Consider the following 14376-nt stretch of genomic DNA (forward strand, 5'->3'; position numbering starts at 1 on the left):
GTCGGCGGCGGTGTAGAGCTTCGAGTCCGTCTGGATCCATTTCGGCGGCGTGGTGCCCTTGTCCTTGAAGGCCGCGATGGCATCGAGCGCCGGGCCCGCCATGTTCGGCGTCAGCTCGACGGTGGCGTTGGCTTCGCCGGCGACCATCGCCTTGAAGATATCGGGAACCGCGTCGATCGAGACGGTGAGGATGTCCTTGCCGGGCTTGAGGCCGGCTTCCTTCATCGCCTGGATCGCACCGACCATCATGTCGTCGTTATGCGCATAGACCGCGCAGATCGACTTGCCGCCGCCTTCGGCCTTGATGAAGCTTTCCATCACCTCCTTGCCCTTGGCACGGGTGAAGTCGCCGGTCTGGCTGCGCACCACTTTCAGGTTCGCATGCTTGGCGATCGCGGTGTCAAAACCCTTCTTGCGGTTGGCGGCGACGCTCGCGCCGACCGTGCCCTGCAATTCAACGACGTTGCAGGCCTTGCCGCCGACGGTCTTCGCAAGCCAGTCGCCGGCGACCTCGCCTTCGTGCACGCTGTCCGAGGTGACGGCGGTGAGATAGAGCTCCTTGCCGGAGGGATCGATGTCGCGGTCGAGCAGCACGACCGGGATCTTGGCCTCCTTGGCCTCCTTCAGCACCGAGTCCCAACCGGTCGAGACCACGGGCGCAAGGAAGATCGCATCGACATTCTGCGCGATGAAGGAGCGGATCGCCTTGATCTGGTTCTCCTGCTTCTGCTGAGCGTCGGCGATCTTGAGATTGACCTGGCGCTTGGCGGCTTCCTGCTTGGAGACGGAAGTTTCGGCCGCGCGCCAGCCGGATTCCGATCCGATCTGCGAGAAGCCGATGGTGAGCTGGCCGGCGCTGGCCGGCAGCGCTAGCAGCAACGCGGCGGAGGCGCTGGCTACAAAAAGGGCTTTGAGGGTCATCAGGCGTGTCTCCCAAGTGTTTATCCCGGGCGCCGATTGGTAACATGGCACCCAAAGATCGCCCTTTAGGGCGACGGGAGGCACTATTTCACGGAAGATCGGTTCCGACTAGTCATATTATCTGACTATTTGCGCGGAGCGGCTTGGAAGCGGGAGGGCAGTCCTATGACACGCCCAGCGCGATTTTGTTCCAGCGATGCAACGGGGAGATGAAGGAAATGACGTAGGCCGGACTGTTTCGCTGCGCGCGCAATGAGGGCACTATTGGTTCCGTCATCCCCGCGCAACGGCGAAGCCGTTGTCGCTGGAGATGCGAGCCATGGGGCGCAGCGCGTCCCATGGAGAGCCTCGAAGGATGAGCGGCCCCGACGCAGCCGGGCCGTCGCCCTTCGAGGCTTGCCCTGCAACGCTCCGCGCAGCAGAGCGCGCACCTCAGGGTGACGGGGAGAGATAAGCGCTCGCTGCTCAATCCCGTTATTGCAATGACGATGTGGAGAGAGTTCAACGTCTATCGACCAAATCGACTCGCGGAGAGTCCCCCTCACCCGGAATTCGCGCTTCGCGCGCGAATTCCGGCCTCTCCCCGCACGCGGGGAGAGGCGAAGAACAGCGAGCTAGATCAGCTTCCGCTGCGCCAGGTTCTTCATCAGCGCGCCGATGCCGAAGGTCCAGGGTTCGCACTGGTCGCTGCCGCGCATGCGGTTGACGAGCTTGCCGAGTTGGGGCGCTGCGATCGTGACGATGTCGTCGCGCTTGTGGGTGAAGCCCTGCCCCGGCGCGTCGCGATCCTTGACCGGCGCGAACATGGTGCCGAGGAACAGCACGAAGCCGTCGGGATATTGATGCACGGGCCCGATCGTCTGCTCAACCAGATCGGTGGGATCGCGGCTGATCTTGCTGATCGAGGAGTGGCCGTCGAGGACAAAACCGTCCGCCCCCTTCACGTTCAGGCTGATGTCGAGCTTGCGCGCGTCGTCGAGCGTAAAACTGTCGTCGAACAGGCGCAGCAGCGGGCCGATCGCGCAGGAGGCGTTGTTGTCCTTGGCCTTCGAGAGCAGCAGCGCCGAGCGCCCCTCGAAGTCGCGCAGATTGACATCGTTGCCGAGCGCACCACCGACAATCTTGCCGCGGCTGGAGACGAACAGCACCAGCTCAGGCTCCGGGTTGTTCCAGGTCGATTTCGGATGCAGACCGGCATCCATGCCGGTGCCGACCGAGGACATAGTCGGCGCCTTGGTGAAGACCTCGGCGTCGGGGCCGATGCCGACCTCGAGATACTGGCTCCAGGCGTTCTGATCGATCAGCACCTGCTTCAGGTGCATCGCCTGATCCGAGCCCGGCTTGAGCTTCGACAGGTCGTCGCCGATCAGCCGTGTCACCTCTTTGCGGATTGCTTCGGCCGAGGCCGGATTGCCCTTGGCCCGCTCCTCGATCACGCGCTCCAGCATCGAGATGGCGAAAGTGACACCGGCGGCCTTCAGAGTCTGGAGATCGACCGGCGCGAGCAGCCAGGGCTTCTTGGGGTCACGCCCGTCGGGTGCCGTGTTGGCCACGATGGCGTCGAGATCGCCGATGCGTTCGCCCTTGGTCGCGGCAAGCGCCTTGGCCGGATTGTCCTCTTCGCAGAGCGCACTGACGGTCGGAAACCTTGCGGTGACGTCGAAGACACCGTCGGCGCGCACGGCGACCACGGCTGGACCATTGACCTGCGGCAGCCAGACGCGGCCGACGAGCGTTCCCCGCGTGCCGTCCTCTGGGAGAAGATCTTTAACCGTCAAAGTCGTCATGGCCCGCGTCCTCGCTGTTTTTCGGACCGGCCGCGTTGAGAGCAGCCGATCCCATTGGCGAAGACCAATAAACGTCTGGCACGGGAAGTCCAGACCGGCAGCGAAGAGCCGCTATGCCCCTGCCCGCGCCTTTATGCGCCTGCGCGCGCCTTGCGGGCTGCAATCTGCTGGAGCGCCCAGCGTGCATTCTTGCGCACATCGGGATCGGCATCGTCGGCGATGACGGCCAGGAACGCTTCGCCGTCGGGATGGGCGATCTCGCCGAGCGCGGCAGCCGCCTCTTTCCGCAAATTGGCCTGGTCGTGGTTGATGCAATTGCCGATCGGGCGCACCGCGCGCTCGATCTTCATCTTGCCGAGGCTGCGGATCGCCTTCAGCCGCACCTGCCAGAATTCGTCGGCAAGGCACGCGACCAGTTGATCGGCCGCAAGCGAACCATTGACGTTGAGGCCGAGCGTTTCCGCCGCCATCTCGCGCACCATCCAGTCGGAATCCTTCAACGCACGCGTGATCGTCTCCGCCGCGGGTTTCAGCTGCGAGAACGCCAGCGCGCTCACGGCGGCGCGGCGCACATGGGCGTCGGGATCGTTGATCAGCGCGGTCAGCGCGGGGATCGATTCTTCCAGCTTCAGGAAGCCGATCACGCCGATCGCCTGCACGCGCACCGCGGCGTCAGAATCCAGCAGCGCTTCCAGCGCCGGCTTCAGCGTATCCTTGCAGCGCAGCTCCTTCAGCGCGCGCAACGCGCCCATGCGGACGAAGGCGTGGGCGTGCTTGACCAGCGGCAGGATGATCTCGGCACAGGCGGGATCCTTGAACTCCGCCATGCTGTCGGCCGCGGCCGACGCCACGATCCTTTCAGGATCAACCAACAGCTTGATCAGCGCCCTCGCCGACTCCGGCCCGTCGAATTCGCCGAGCGCCATCGCGACCTGCTGGCGCACGCCGGCATCGGGATCGGCCACCATGTTGGCGAGATGCGCAACCGCCGCCGGATCGCCGGAATGGCCGAGTGCGATGATGGCGACGCGGCGCTCGGCGGGATCGGCGGCCTGAAGCCGCTCGTCGGCGTCTTCGAGATCGTCATAGGACTCGAACGGGCTCGCCATGACTACCTCAGCAGATAGGGAATGTTGACGGTGACGGCGCCGGTCGGGCAATCCGCCTCGCAGGGCATGCAGTACCAGCATTCATCATAGGCCATGTAGGCCTTGCCGGTCATGTCGCTGATGCGCAGCACGTCGAGCGGGCAGACGTCGACGCAGACCGTGCAGCCCTTGTCGGCGATGCATTTGGCGTCGTCGACGACCACCGGAACCGATGTCTGATAGGACGCGAGAGGCATCGTAATTCTCCTGTTGCTTGTGCGGTGGATCAGGCGGTGGCGCGGATGCGTTGCTTGTCGTAGAGGTCCTTCTCGTCGTCCGCGATCGGCACGACATAGGGCTCCACCGCGCGCTTCTCGCTGGTCATCTTGCCGTCCTGCTTGGAGAGCAGCGTGTGGCAGAACCAGTTCTCGTTGTCCTTCTCCGGAAAATCCGTGCGCCAGTGATAGAGGCCCCAGCGGCTTTCCTCGCGGTAGAGCGAGGCATGCACCGCCATGTCGGCGCAATCCATGATCGACTGCACTTCGAGCGCGCGGAGCAATTCGTGCGCGTTGCGGGCGATCATGTGCTCCTGCATGTCCTGCCGCGTTTCGGCGAGGCGGCGCATGCCGAGCTCGTATTTGCGCGTGACCTTTGGCGGCTGGAGATAGTCGTTGACGAGACGGCGGGTCTTGTACTCGACCTGGTTCGGTGGAATGCCGTCCTCGCGCCTGGTCGGCGCCAGCACGCGGTCGCGTTCCTTGGCGACGTCTGCCGCGTCGAATTCCGCAAAGTCGTGGCTGTCGGCGAACTCCATGGCGTCGATGCCGGCGACCGAGCCGTTGGTGAAGGCACCCAGCATGTAATTGTGCGGCACGCTCGCCATGTCGCCGGCGGCATAGAGGCCGGGCACGGTGGTGCGGGCATTGTCGTCGACGAACACGCCGGAGGCGCTGTGGCCGGAGCAGAAACCGATCTCCGAGATATGCATCTCGATCGACTCGCTGCGGTAGTCGACGCCGCGTCCCTGCTGGAACAGGCCGCGCGTGGGACGCTCGACCTTGTGCAAGGTGGATTCGATCTCGGAGATGGTGTCGGGATGCAAATGCTTGAGCTGAAGGAACACCGGTCCTTTGCCCGACAGCAACTCGTTGTAGAACTCCAGCATCATCTGGCCGGACCAGTAGTCACATTCGATGAAGCGCGAGCCTTCATTATTGGCGGTAAAGGCGCCGAAGGGTCCGGCGACATAGGCGCAGGCCGGGCCGTTATAGTCCTTGATCAGTGGATTGATCTGGTAGCATTCGAGGTTCGCCAGCGCGGCGCCGGCGTGATAGGCCATGGCGTAGCCGTCGCCGGAATTGGCGGCGTTCTCGTAGGTGCCGAACATGTAGCCGGAGGTCGGCAGACCGAGGCGGCCGGCGGCGCCCATGCACAGGATCACCGCCTTGGCCTTGATCACCAGGATCTCGGCGGTGCGGGTGTTGACGCTGATCGCGCCGGCAATGCGGCCGTCGGCGGATTTCAAGAGCCGCGTCGCCATGTAGCGGTTGGAGATCAGGATGCGGGCGCGGCGGAGCTGGCGGTAGAGCGCCTTCTTCACGGTCTCGCCGTTCGGCATCGGCAGCACGTAGGTGCCGATGTGATGCACCTTCTTGACGGCATAGTCGCCGTTCTCGTTCTTCAGGAAGCGGATGCCGAAACTGTCGAGCTCTTCGATGATCTTGTAGCAGTTCTGCGCGTATTTATAGACCGCCTTCTGGTCGACGATGCCGTCATTGGCGATGGTGATTTCCTTGGTGTACTGCTCCGGCGTGGCGTAGCCGGGGATGACGGCGTTGTTGAGCCCGTCCATGCCCATCGAGATCGCGCCGGAACGCTTGACGTTGGCCTTTTCGAGCAGGACGACATTGGCCTTCGGGTTCTTCAGCTTCGCCTTGAGCGCCGCCATCGGGCCGGCCGTGCCGCCGCCGATGACCAGCACATCGCAGGAAACCTCCGAAAGTCCGTCGACGATCTGATCTAGTGCCATCGCTTGCTCCTGGTTCGCCGGCAGGTCCGGCGCCGTTGCATCAGATTTGTTCAGGGGGCTTCTCGGCGATAGCAATTAGTTGTCGCCGCGATGCGATTTGTCCTCACCGCTCGACGAAAGCCTTCTCGATCACGAAATGGCCGGGCTGGCTGTGGTTCCCCTCCACAAAGCCGCGCGCGGAGAGCATTTCGTGCAGCTCCTCCAGCATTCCCGGGCTGCCGCACAGCATGATGCGATCCGTCCCGATATCGAGGCCGGACTGCCCGATATCGTCGAACATCTGGTTGGATGCGATCAAATCGGTGATGCGTCCGCGGTTCTTGAACGGCTCGCGGGTGACCGTCGGGTAGTAGACCAGCTTGTCGCGGATCAGGGGCCCGAAGAATTCGTGATTGCGCAAGCCGTCGACGAGGTGCTCGCCATAGGCGAGCTCGGAGACYTGGCGGCAGCCATGSRCSAGCACGATGGTCTCGWAMTKYTCGTAGACGTCGGGGTCCTTGATCAGGCTCGCGAACGGCGCRAGSCCCGTSCCGGTCGAGAGCARYAKCAGCCGCTTGCCYGGRATGAGRTTGYCGGTGATCAGCGTGCCCGTGGCCTTGCGGCCGACCAGGATGACGTCGCCCTCCCGGATCTTCTGCAGGCGCGAGGTCAACGGGCCGTCCTGAACCTTGATCGAGAAGAACTCCAACGCCTCCTCGTGATTGGCGCTCGCCATGCTGTAGGCGCGCATCAACGGCTTGCCCTCGACTTCCAGCCCGATCATCGCGAACTGGCCGTTCTGAAAGCGGAAGCCGGGATCGCGCGTCGCCGTGAAGCTGAACAGGCTGTCGGTCCAGTGCCTGACCGACAAAACCGTTTCCTTCTGAAAGGCACTCATCCGTTGTCTCTCCTTAGCCATCGATTGCGCACAAGGTTTCGGAGAGGCGGGATTCCGGCAACGCCGAACTGAAATTCCCGGTCGATTAGTTTCACATTTCGCGGGCGATGATTGAAGATGAGGCAGCAAGCGCAGACGACCACTCCCGCCGCGCATCCGCGCTGGCAATTAGTTGCTATCGCGGCGGTGCCGCGCCCGCGTAGAAGAGAGTCGGAGGTTCGTCATGACCGTGACCGCATTGGTGCCGCCGACCGTGGCCGACTATGAAGCAAGCGCCGATCTCGCGACGCTGCTTGTCCGCACCGCGCAGGCCGATCAACTCAGCCTTCCCGCCGAGCAGCTCCGCCTCTCCTGCAAATGCGCCCACTGCACCCGCGCCCGCTTCGACGGCCGCTTCCCCGAACGCTTCCCGGGCATCGCCATCACCGAGATCGGCGATCTCGGCTACGGGCTGAACATCTCGTTTTCGGACGGGCACAATCGGGGGATTTATCCCAAGCCGTATTTGCTGAGTTTGGCGGGGCGCTAGCTCAACATTCAATGTCGTCCTGGCGAAAGCCAGGACCCATTACCCCAAGAGCGAGTTGCGAAAGCGGGTTGTGGCCACAGCGGCGTGCACCCACACACGCCTGTGGTAATGGGTCCTGGCTTTCGCCAGGACGACGGCTTCATGCATATCGCCCGGTTCCTAACCCCATCTGGCACGGACATTGCTCCTCTTTAGAACGATTTGAACGTTCCGGAGGCAGGTGATGTTGCAGGCGGCCAGTGTGGTTCGCGGGACGGTTCCCGCAACGGGTCGGCCTGCCGGCAGCTCCTCGCTGCTGCTCACCGAGAACCAGCAATGGATCGGCGGACCGCCGCCGCTGATGGACAAGCTGACGCCGCGCGAGCGCGAGCTGGTGCTGAAGCAGGGCCGCCGCAAGGTGCTCAACCGCGGCCAGACGCTGTTMAGCCAGGGCGGCAAGCATGACGGCATCTGGCTGATCGAGAGCGGCCGCATTCGCGTGTTCTACACCTCTCCGCTCGGGCGCGAGATCAYGCTGGCCTATTGGCATGTCGGCAATTTCGTCGGCGGGCCCGAAGTGTTCGAGGGCACCGTGCACCAATGGTCCGGCGTTGCATCCAGCAATTGCAGTGTCGTGCACCTGCCCGGAAAAGAGCTGCGGGCGCTTGCCGTGGAGATCCCCAATCTGGCCATCGGCCTGATCGAAGGGCTGACCTTCAAGGGCAAGTGCTATTCGGCGCTGGCCCAGATGCTGGGAACGCGCTCGATCACGCAGCGGCTCGCGCACCTGCTGCTGCATCTCGTCGAGCTCTATGGCGTCGAGGATGCCGACGGCCGGGTGATCGCGGCCGCCTTCACTCATGCCGACATCGCCCACATGGTCGGCGCCACCAGGCAATGGGTCACGATCAGCCTGAAGCGCATGCAGGAGAAGGGAATCGTGCTGACCAAGCGGTCGCAGATCGTGGTCTGCCGGCCCGACGTGCTGGAAGAGATGCGCGGCCAGGCGGCCGACTAAAACCGGCGGCGACCCGCGCGGATGCACATGCAAGCGGCTTTATCGTGCAGGACTGCCCAAGGAGTATGCAATCAGCTTTTCCYGGCAACTAATCGACTGCGACGGTAATTCCGGATTTGCCCTGCCCGCGCCCTCACCCAATCATGGCAACCACAGCACATCCAACCGAATGAGGATGAGAATGGTCCGCCATCTTCCCACGCTCTCGATCGCGATGTCGGTGACGTCGCTGGCGCTTCTCCTCGCACAGCCGGCCATTGCGGAAACCGTCACGCTCGGCATCGGAACGCAGGACACCACGACCAACACGGTGACCGCCGGCGTCGTCATCCGCCAGTTGCATCTCCTCGAAAAATACCTGCCGAAGGACGGCAAATATTCCAACATCAAGTTCGAGCTGGAGTGGCAGAACTTCACGTCCGGTCCGCCCGTCACCAACGCGATGATGGCGAACAAGCTGCAGATCGGCATGATGGGCGACTATCCGCTGATCGTGAACGGCTTCACCTTCGAAACCAATCCCGAGAGCAAGAGCCGGCTGATCGGCATCGCCGCCTACAGCCTGTCCGGCTCCGGCAACGGCATCGTCGTCCACAAGGACTCACCCTATTACGAATTCGCCGATCTCAAGGGCAAGCTCGTCAGCGTTCCCTTCGGCTCCGCCGCGCACGGCATGGTGCTGAAGGCGATGCAGGACCGTGGCTATCCGGCCGATTTCTTCCAGCTCGTCAGCCAGAGCCCGGAGGTCGGCTCGACCAATCTCCAGGAGAAGAAGATCGACGCGCATGCCGACTTCGTTCCCTTCGCCGAGCTCTTGCCGTTCCGCGGCTTCGCGCGAAAGATTTTTGATGGCGTCGAGACCAACCTGCCGACCTTCCACGGCATCGTCGTCCGCACCGACTTTGCGGAGAAATATCCGGAGGTCGTCATCGCCTATCTGAAGGCGGTCATCGCCGCCAACCAGTGGCTGCGGGATGATCCAAAACTTGCCGCCGAAAAGATTCAGGAATGGACCGGCATCAGCAAGGAGGTCGTCTACATCTTCCTCGGTCCCAGCGGCAACATGACCACCGACCCGACCGTCAAGCCGGCACTGATCGATGCCGCCACGACCGACGTCAAGGTGCTGCAGAATCTCGGCCGCATGAAGGAGTTCGATCCGAAGAAGTGGGTCGATGATTCCTACATCCGCAAGGCCTATGCCGAGATGAAGCTCGACTATGACGCGCAACTCGGCAGCACGAAGAATTACGAGATTTCAGGCGAAGACACCTTCTGCAAGAAACCGATCGCCGATCCGCGCAAGGCCGGCGAGGTCTGGGTCGACGGGGCCGGCATCCTGCCGTTTGCGTCGGCGGCCTGCACGCTGGGGGCCTATGCCGACTACAAGGCCAAGGGCAGGAAGATCAACGTCGCCTACGTCTTCGACACCACGCGCGGCATCAAGCTGTTCGCCGACCAGGCCTTCTTCGCGGTCGGCGATGGCGAGGTGGCGCCGTTCCTGCTGAAGAAGGACGCCGAGGCCCATGCCGCCAAGATCAGCGGCAAGGTGCTCGGCTTCGACGACGCGGTGAAGGCGGCGGTCAGCGGAGGCAAGACGTGAGCAGCCCCGCCATCCTCAGACATTCCGAGGACAGCATGCCGGCAGGTACCGCGGAGGCGGACCCCGTCCCCGCCGCATCGCCCGCGACGCCGGCCTCCTTCGGTACGCTTGCGCTGCGCTGGTACCGGCTGAACCGCGGCGGGCTGCGCGCGATCGCGATCGGCATCATGTCGCTGCTCGCCTTCCTGCTGGTCTGGCACCTGCTCACGACCTACCGCGTCGTGTTCTTCGTGCGCTTCACCAACGTGCCCTCGCCGCTCGCGGTCTATGCGAGCTTCACCAAGGCGATCCACGATCCAAAATTCCTGCTGCACATCCTCTTGAGCTGCCGGCGCATCTTCATCGGCTTCTCGCTTGCGGCCATCGTCGGGGTGCCGCTCGGGCTGATCATGGGCCGCTTCAAGCTGGTGCATGAGATCATCTTCCCGGTGGCGGAGGTGCTGCGGCCGATCCCGGCGATCGCCTGGGTGCCGATGGCGATCATGCTGTGGCCGACCAACGAGCAGAGCATCGTCTACATCACCTTCCTCGGCTCGTTCTTCCCGATCCTGGTCAATACGCTGCACGGCATGTCGCTGGTCGATCCCGTGCTGGTGCGCGCCGCGCAATGTCTCGGCGCGCGCGAGCGCTCGATCTTCCGTGAAGTCTATTTCCCGGCTTCGCTGCCGCACATCTTCACCGGCCTCACCGTCGGCATGGGCGTCGCCTGGGTGTCGCTGATCGCCGCCGAGATGATCTCCGGGCAATACGGCATCGGCTATTTCACCTGGGAGGCCTATTCGCTGGTTCAGTATGCCGACATTGCGCTCGGCATGATCGCGATCGGCGTGCTCGGCCTCGGCTCGAGCCTGCTGATCCGGGGCGCCGGACAATTGGTGATGCCGTGGAGGCTGAAATGAACGAGATCCTGGCCAAAGCACCGCAGGGCCATATCGAGGTCAGGAATTTTTCGCTGAGCTATGACAGCATCGAGGGACCGGTTGAGGCCGTCACCGACACCCAGATCCACGTCAATCCGGGCGAGTTCGTCTCGATCGTCGGTCCTTCCGGCTGCGGAAAGTCGACGCTGCTCAATGCGGTCGCGGGCTTCCTCAAGCCGACCACCGGCGTGGTCACCGTCGACGGCGAGAAGGTCAACGGCCCCAGCGCCGAGCGCGGCATGGTGTTCCAGCAATATTCGCTGTTTCCCTGGAAGACGGTGCGGGAGAATGTCGAGTTCGGCCTGAAGATGCGCGGCATGGCGCGCTCCCAGCGCGAGCGCGCGGCGCGCACCCTGCTCGGGCTGGCAGGGCTGGAGGCCTTCGAGAAGCATTATCCGGAAAAGCTCTCCGGCGGCATGAAGCAGCGCGTCGGCATCGTCCGCGCGCTCGCCACGGGACCGAAGGTCCTGCTGCTGGACGAGCCGTTCGGCGCGCTCGACGCTCAGACCCGGGTCATCATGCAGCAGATCCTCACCAACATGTGGCAGCGGCTGAAGATCTCGGTGCTGTTCGTCACCCACGACATCGACGAGGCGATCTTCCTGTCTGATCGGGTCTACTGCATGACCGCGCGCCCCGGCTCGATCAAGGCCGAAATCCCGATTCCGCTGGAGCGGCCGCGGCAGCAATCGATGATGATGTCGTCGGAATTTCTGGCGCTGCGCCGCGGACTGATGTCCTTGATCCGCGAGGAGAGCATCAAGGCGATGGGCGGCGAGATCAGCGATCTGGGCATGCAAGGGCTCAACATCGAGCTGCACGGCGCTTCGCTGGCGGATGTGATCTGACTTCACCTCGCCCCGCTTGCGGGGATGACGGTCTCGTAGGGTGGGCAAAGCGAAGCGTGCCCACCATCTTGGTCGCACGCCGAACCGAACGGTGGGCACGGCGCTTTCGCGCCTTTGCCCACCCTACGGCACCTTCGCGCCCCTCACTTGAACCAGTGCACCAGTGCGATGCTGATGCCGAGCAGCAGCATCAGCGACAGCGTCACGGCCGCGGTCACCCTGCCGCCGACATTGGCGAGCACGCGCACGTCGACGCCGAGCCCGAGCGCGGCCATCGACACCACCGTGAGAAAACCCGTGATCTTCGTCACCGGCCCTACGACGGTGGCCGGCACGATCTCGAGCGAACGCAACGTTGCCAGCACGAGGAAGCCGAGGATGAACCAGGGCACAAGGCGGAAGAATCCGACACTGGTCTTCTTGGCGTCGCTCTGCCAACGCGAAGCCACCAGCGACAGGCCGACGACGACGGGCCCGAGCATCAACACGCGCATCAGTTTGACGAGCGTGCCGATCTGCGTGCTGACGAGCCCGGCCGGCACTGTCGCCGCCAGCACCTGCGGCACGGCATAGACGGTCAGGCCCGCGAGGATGCCGTATTGCGTGGCGGACAATTGAAGGAGCGGAATCAGCAGCGGCAGCCCCAGCACCATCATGACGCCGAGGATCGCGGTGAAGGAGATCGAGGACGCGATCTCATCATTGTTGGCGCCGATGATCGGGGCCACCGCCGCGATCGCCGAATTGCCGCAGATGGAGTTGCCGCAGGCGATCAGGATCGACAGCCGGGTCGAGAGACCGAGCAGGCGGCTGAGGCCGAAGCTGGCGCTGAGCGCGACCACGACGACGGCGGCGATCGAGGCCAGCAGCGCGACGCCCGAGGCCGCAATGGCGGCAAAGCTGATGGAAGCGCCGAGCAGCATCACCGCGACTTCGAGCAGCTGCTTGGCGCTGAAGGCGATACCGGCCTGCCAGCGTGGCGCGGGCTTCCAGAAGCTGCGCAAGGCCATGCCGAGCAGGATCGCCATCACCAGCGCCTCGACATAGGGATGCTCGAAAACGCCCAGTTCCGCCCGCTCCAGCAGGGCCGAGACACCGGCGACAGCGATACAGAGGAGAACGCCGGGGATCAGCGCGAGAAGGCGGCTTGCGGTGGTGGCCGGCTTGGCCGTGGCCGAACTGGATGCTTGATTCTGCGACACAAATCTCTCCCGGAGGAGAAGGATTTATACGCAGGACGACCCGGTTGGGAAATAAGTTTTCGACATATCAGGCCCGAGGGAAGTTCTGTCCTCAGGCCCCGATGCGATGCCTCAGAAGATCAGGCTCTTGGCGAGCGAGGCAACGCGGCTGAAGCTGTCATAGACGCCCGGCTCGAAAAACGCCGCACGCGCAAACACGATGGCCGCAACCAGGGACCAGAACAGGCCCGTTCCGGCCCGGAGCAGGTATTTTGACGCGCGCGAACGCGGCTGGGTGTCCGTCGCAGACACCAGGCGCTCGCCAAACGGTTCAAATCCAGTGCGTTCCATGATCAGGCCAGTCGTTTGATTTCTGGACAGAATGTCGTCGTTTCCGCCCCGATCAGCAATGGAAGCGATTGGCTTTTTTGGTCCCGGGAAAGAAAACTCCTTCCGTGCCGGGAGGCCGGGACGATGGTTTTCTTCTTTCGGGGCCCTGTTGGCTCCGGCAGCCCGGCTAGAGGGCCAGATAACGGCGACGGATCGCGTCGTTGGCCTTCAGCTCATCGATGTCAGCCGCATAGACGATCTGGCCCTTGTCGATCACCGTGGCGTGGCTCGCCAGGCCCAGGCAGAAATGCATGTTCTGTTCGGCGATCAACACGGTCGAACCGAGCGAGCGGAGCTGCCGTAACAACTCCCCGATCCGCTGCACGATGATCGGCGCAAGCCCCTCGCTCGGCTCGTCGAGCAGCAGCAGCGCCGGATTGCCCATCAACGTGCGCGCGATCGCAAGCATCTGCTGCTCGCCGCCCGACAGGCGCCCCGCGATGCGATGGCGCAGCGGCTCCAGCAGCGGAAAGACCTCGTAGATGCGCTTGATCGACCATACGTCCTCGCCGTCCGGTCCGCGCTTTTTGCCGATGACAAGATTGTCCTCGACCGTGTGCTCAGGAAAGATCTGGCGGTCCTCCGGCACGAAGCCGAGCCCGGCGCGCGCAATGCTGTGCGGCTTGAGGCCGGAGATCACCGCGCCGCGCAGGCTCACTTTGCCCCGCCGCGGCGGCGCCAGGCCCATGATCGCCTTCATGGTGGTGGACTTGCCGGCGCCGTTGCGCCCCAACAGCGCCATGGTCTCGCCYTGACGTACCGACAGGCTGACGCCGAACAGGATCTGGCTGGTGCCGTAATAGACGTCGAGATCGGCGACCTCGATGATGGCTGCGCTCATGCGGCGGCTCCCGCATGTTCGGTGCCGAGATAGGCCTCGATCACCGCGGTGTTGTTGCGGATCTCGTCGGGCGTGCCGGTGGCGAGAATGCGGCCGTAACAGAGCACGACGATTTTTGGTGCGATCTTGAACACGATGTCCATGTCGTGCTCGATGAAGACGACGGTGATCTTCTCGCGCTCCCAGAGCTCGCGCACCTTGTCGATCATGCGCCAGCGCTCTTCCGGGCCCATGCCGGCGGTCGGCTCGTCCAGCAGCAGCACTTTCGGTTCGAGCACCAGCGCCAGCGCAATGTCGAGCAGCTTCTGGTCACCGTGCGACAGCGTCGCGGCTGTGCGGTTGCGTTTTCCCGCCAGGCCCAGCTA

Annotated in this window: 14 protein-coding genes and 1 pseudogene; 5 read left to right on the forward strand and 10 right to left on the reverse strand. The window is 63.7% G+C overall.

All coding sequences use genetic code 11. The features are described from left to right. From ytfQ to ACXJL8_RS15055, 6 genes are all read right to left on the reverse strand, one after another. The coding region (ytfQ, locus tag ACXJL8_RS15030) for a galactofuranose ABC transporter, galactofuranose-binding protein YtfQ (protein ID WP_456685179.1) at window positions 1–921 on the reverse strand (921 nt) is incomplete at its 3' end. 614 nt (window positions 922–1535) lie between these two features. Then, window positions 1536–2708, reverse strand: a complete 1173-nt coding sequence (locus tag ACXJL8_RS15035; protein WP_456622286.1) for a fumarylacetoacetate hydrolase family protein — start codon at window positions 2706–2708, stop codon at window positions 1536–1538. Between the two features lie 131 nt (window positions 2709–2839). Beyond that, a complete protein-coding gene (locus ACXJL8_RS15040; protein ID WP_456622285.1) occupies window positions 2840–3817 on the reverse strand; it encodes a HEAT repeat domain-containing protein in 978 nt (325 codons plus the stop codon). Window positions 3818–3819: 2 nt separating this feature from the next. Next, window positions 3820–4053, reverse strand: a complete 234-nt coding sequence (locus ACXJL8_RS15045) for a 4Fe-4S dicluster domain-containing protein (RefSeq protein ID WP_008141081.1) — start codon at window positions 4051–4053, stop codon at window positions 3820–3822. Between the two features lie 29 nt (window positions 4054–4082). Beyond that, window positions 4083–5825: a fumarate reductase/succinate dehydrogenase flavoprotein subunit gene (locus ACXJL8_RS15050; protein ID WP_456622284.1), complete on the reverse strand. Its 1743-nt coding sequence runs from the start codon at window positions 5823–5825 to the stop codon at window positions 4083–4085. Window positions 5826–5928: 103 nt separating this feature from the next. After that, a complete protein-coding gene (locus tag ACXJL8_RS15055; protein WP_456685180.1) occupies window positions 5929–6702 on the reverse strand; it encodes a ferredoxin--NADP reductase in 774 nt (257 codons plus the stop codon). A gap of 223 nt (window positions 6703–6925) precedes the next feature. Here ACXJL8_RS15055 and ACXJL8_RS15060 point away from each other — a divergent pair, with 223 nt between their 5' ends. From ACXJL8_RS15060 to ACXJL8_RS15080, 5 genes are all read left to right on the forward strand, one after another. Continuing rightward, window positions 6926–7231 (forward strand): gamma-butyrobetaine hydroxylase-like domain-containing protein, encoded by a 306-nt coding sequence (locus ACXJL8_RS15060; protein ID WP_456622282.1) that lies wholly within the window; start codon window positions 6926–6928, stop codon window positions 7229–7231. A gap of 223 nt (window positions 7232–7454) precedes the next feature. Further along, on the forward strand, window positions 7455–8228 hold the full coding sequence (locus tag ACXJL8_RS15065) for a Crp/Fnr family transcriptional regulator (protein WP_456685181.1): 774 nt from the start codon (window positions 7455–7457) through the stop codon (window positions 8226–8228). A gap of 181 nt (window positions 8229–8409) precedes the next feature. Next, window positions 8410–9831, forward strand: a complete 1422-nt coding sequence (locus ACXJL8_RS15070; protein ID WP_456622280.1) for an ABC transporter substrate-binding protein — start codon at window positions 8410–8412, stop codon at window positions 9829–9831. Further along, window positions 9828–10730: an ABC transporter permease gene (locus ACXJL8_RS15075; RefSeq protein WP_456622279.1), complete on the forward strand. Its 903-nt coding sequence runs from the start codon at window positions 9828–9830 to the stop codon at window positions 10728–10730. Before ACXJL8_RS15070 ends, ACXJL8_RS15075 begins: the two co-directional genes overlap by 4 nt. Continuing rightward, the gene (locus ACXJL8_RS15080; RefSeq protein ID WP_456622278.1) at window positions 10727–11599 is read left to right on the forward strand and encodes an ABC transporter ATP-binding protein; all 873 of its coding nucleotides are present in this window, start codon (window positions 10727–10729) and stop codon (window positions 11597–11599) included. The genes ACXJL8_RS15075 and ACXJL8_RS15080 overlap by 4 nt, the downstream gene beginning before the upstream one ends. Window positions 11600–11742: 143 nt before the next feature. Here ACXJL8_RS15080 and ACXJL8_RS15085 read toward each other — a convergent pair whose 3' ends face one another. The 4 genes and pseudogenes from ACXJL8_RS15085 to ACXJL8_RS15100 all read right to left on the reverse strand — a co-directional run. After that, a complete protein-coding gene (locus tag ACXJL8_RS15085; protein WP_456622277.1) occupies window positions 11743–12801 on the reverse strand; it encodes a YeiH family protein in 1059 nt (352 codons plus the stop codon). A 111-nt stretch (window positions 12802–12912) separates the two neighbouring features. Further along, entirely contained in the window at window positions 12913–13092 is a 180-nt protein-coding gene (locus ACXJL8_RS15090) for a hypothetical protein (protein ID WP_456622276.1), read from the reverse strand. A 205-nt stretch (window positions 13093–13297) separates the two neighbouring features. Continuing rightward, entirely contained in the window at window positions 13298–14011 is a 714-nt protein-coding gene (locus tag ACXJL8_RS15095; RefSeq protein WP_456622275.1) for an ABC transporter ATP-binding protein, read from the reverse strand. Then, window positions 14008–14376: pseudogene (locus ACXJL8_RS15100) on the reverse strand (ABC transporter ATP-binding protein C-terminal domain-containing protein); the annotation flags it as partial. The pseudogene ACXJL8_RS15100 and the gene ACXJL8_RS15095, both read right to left, overlap by 4 nt.

The organism is Bradyrhizobium sp. P5_C11_2, from assembly GCF_054049755.1.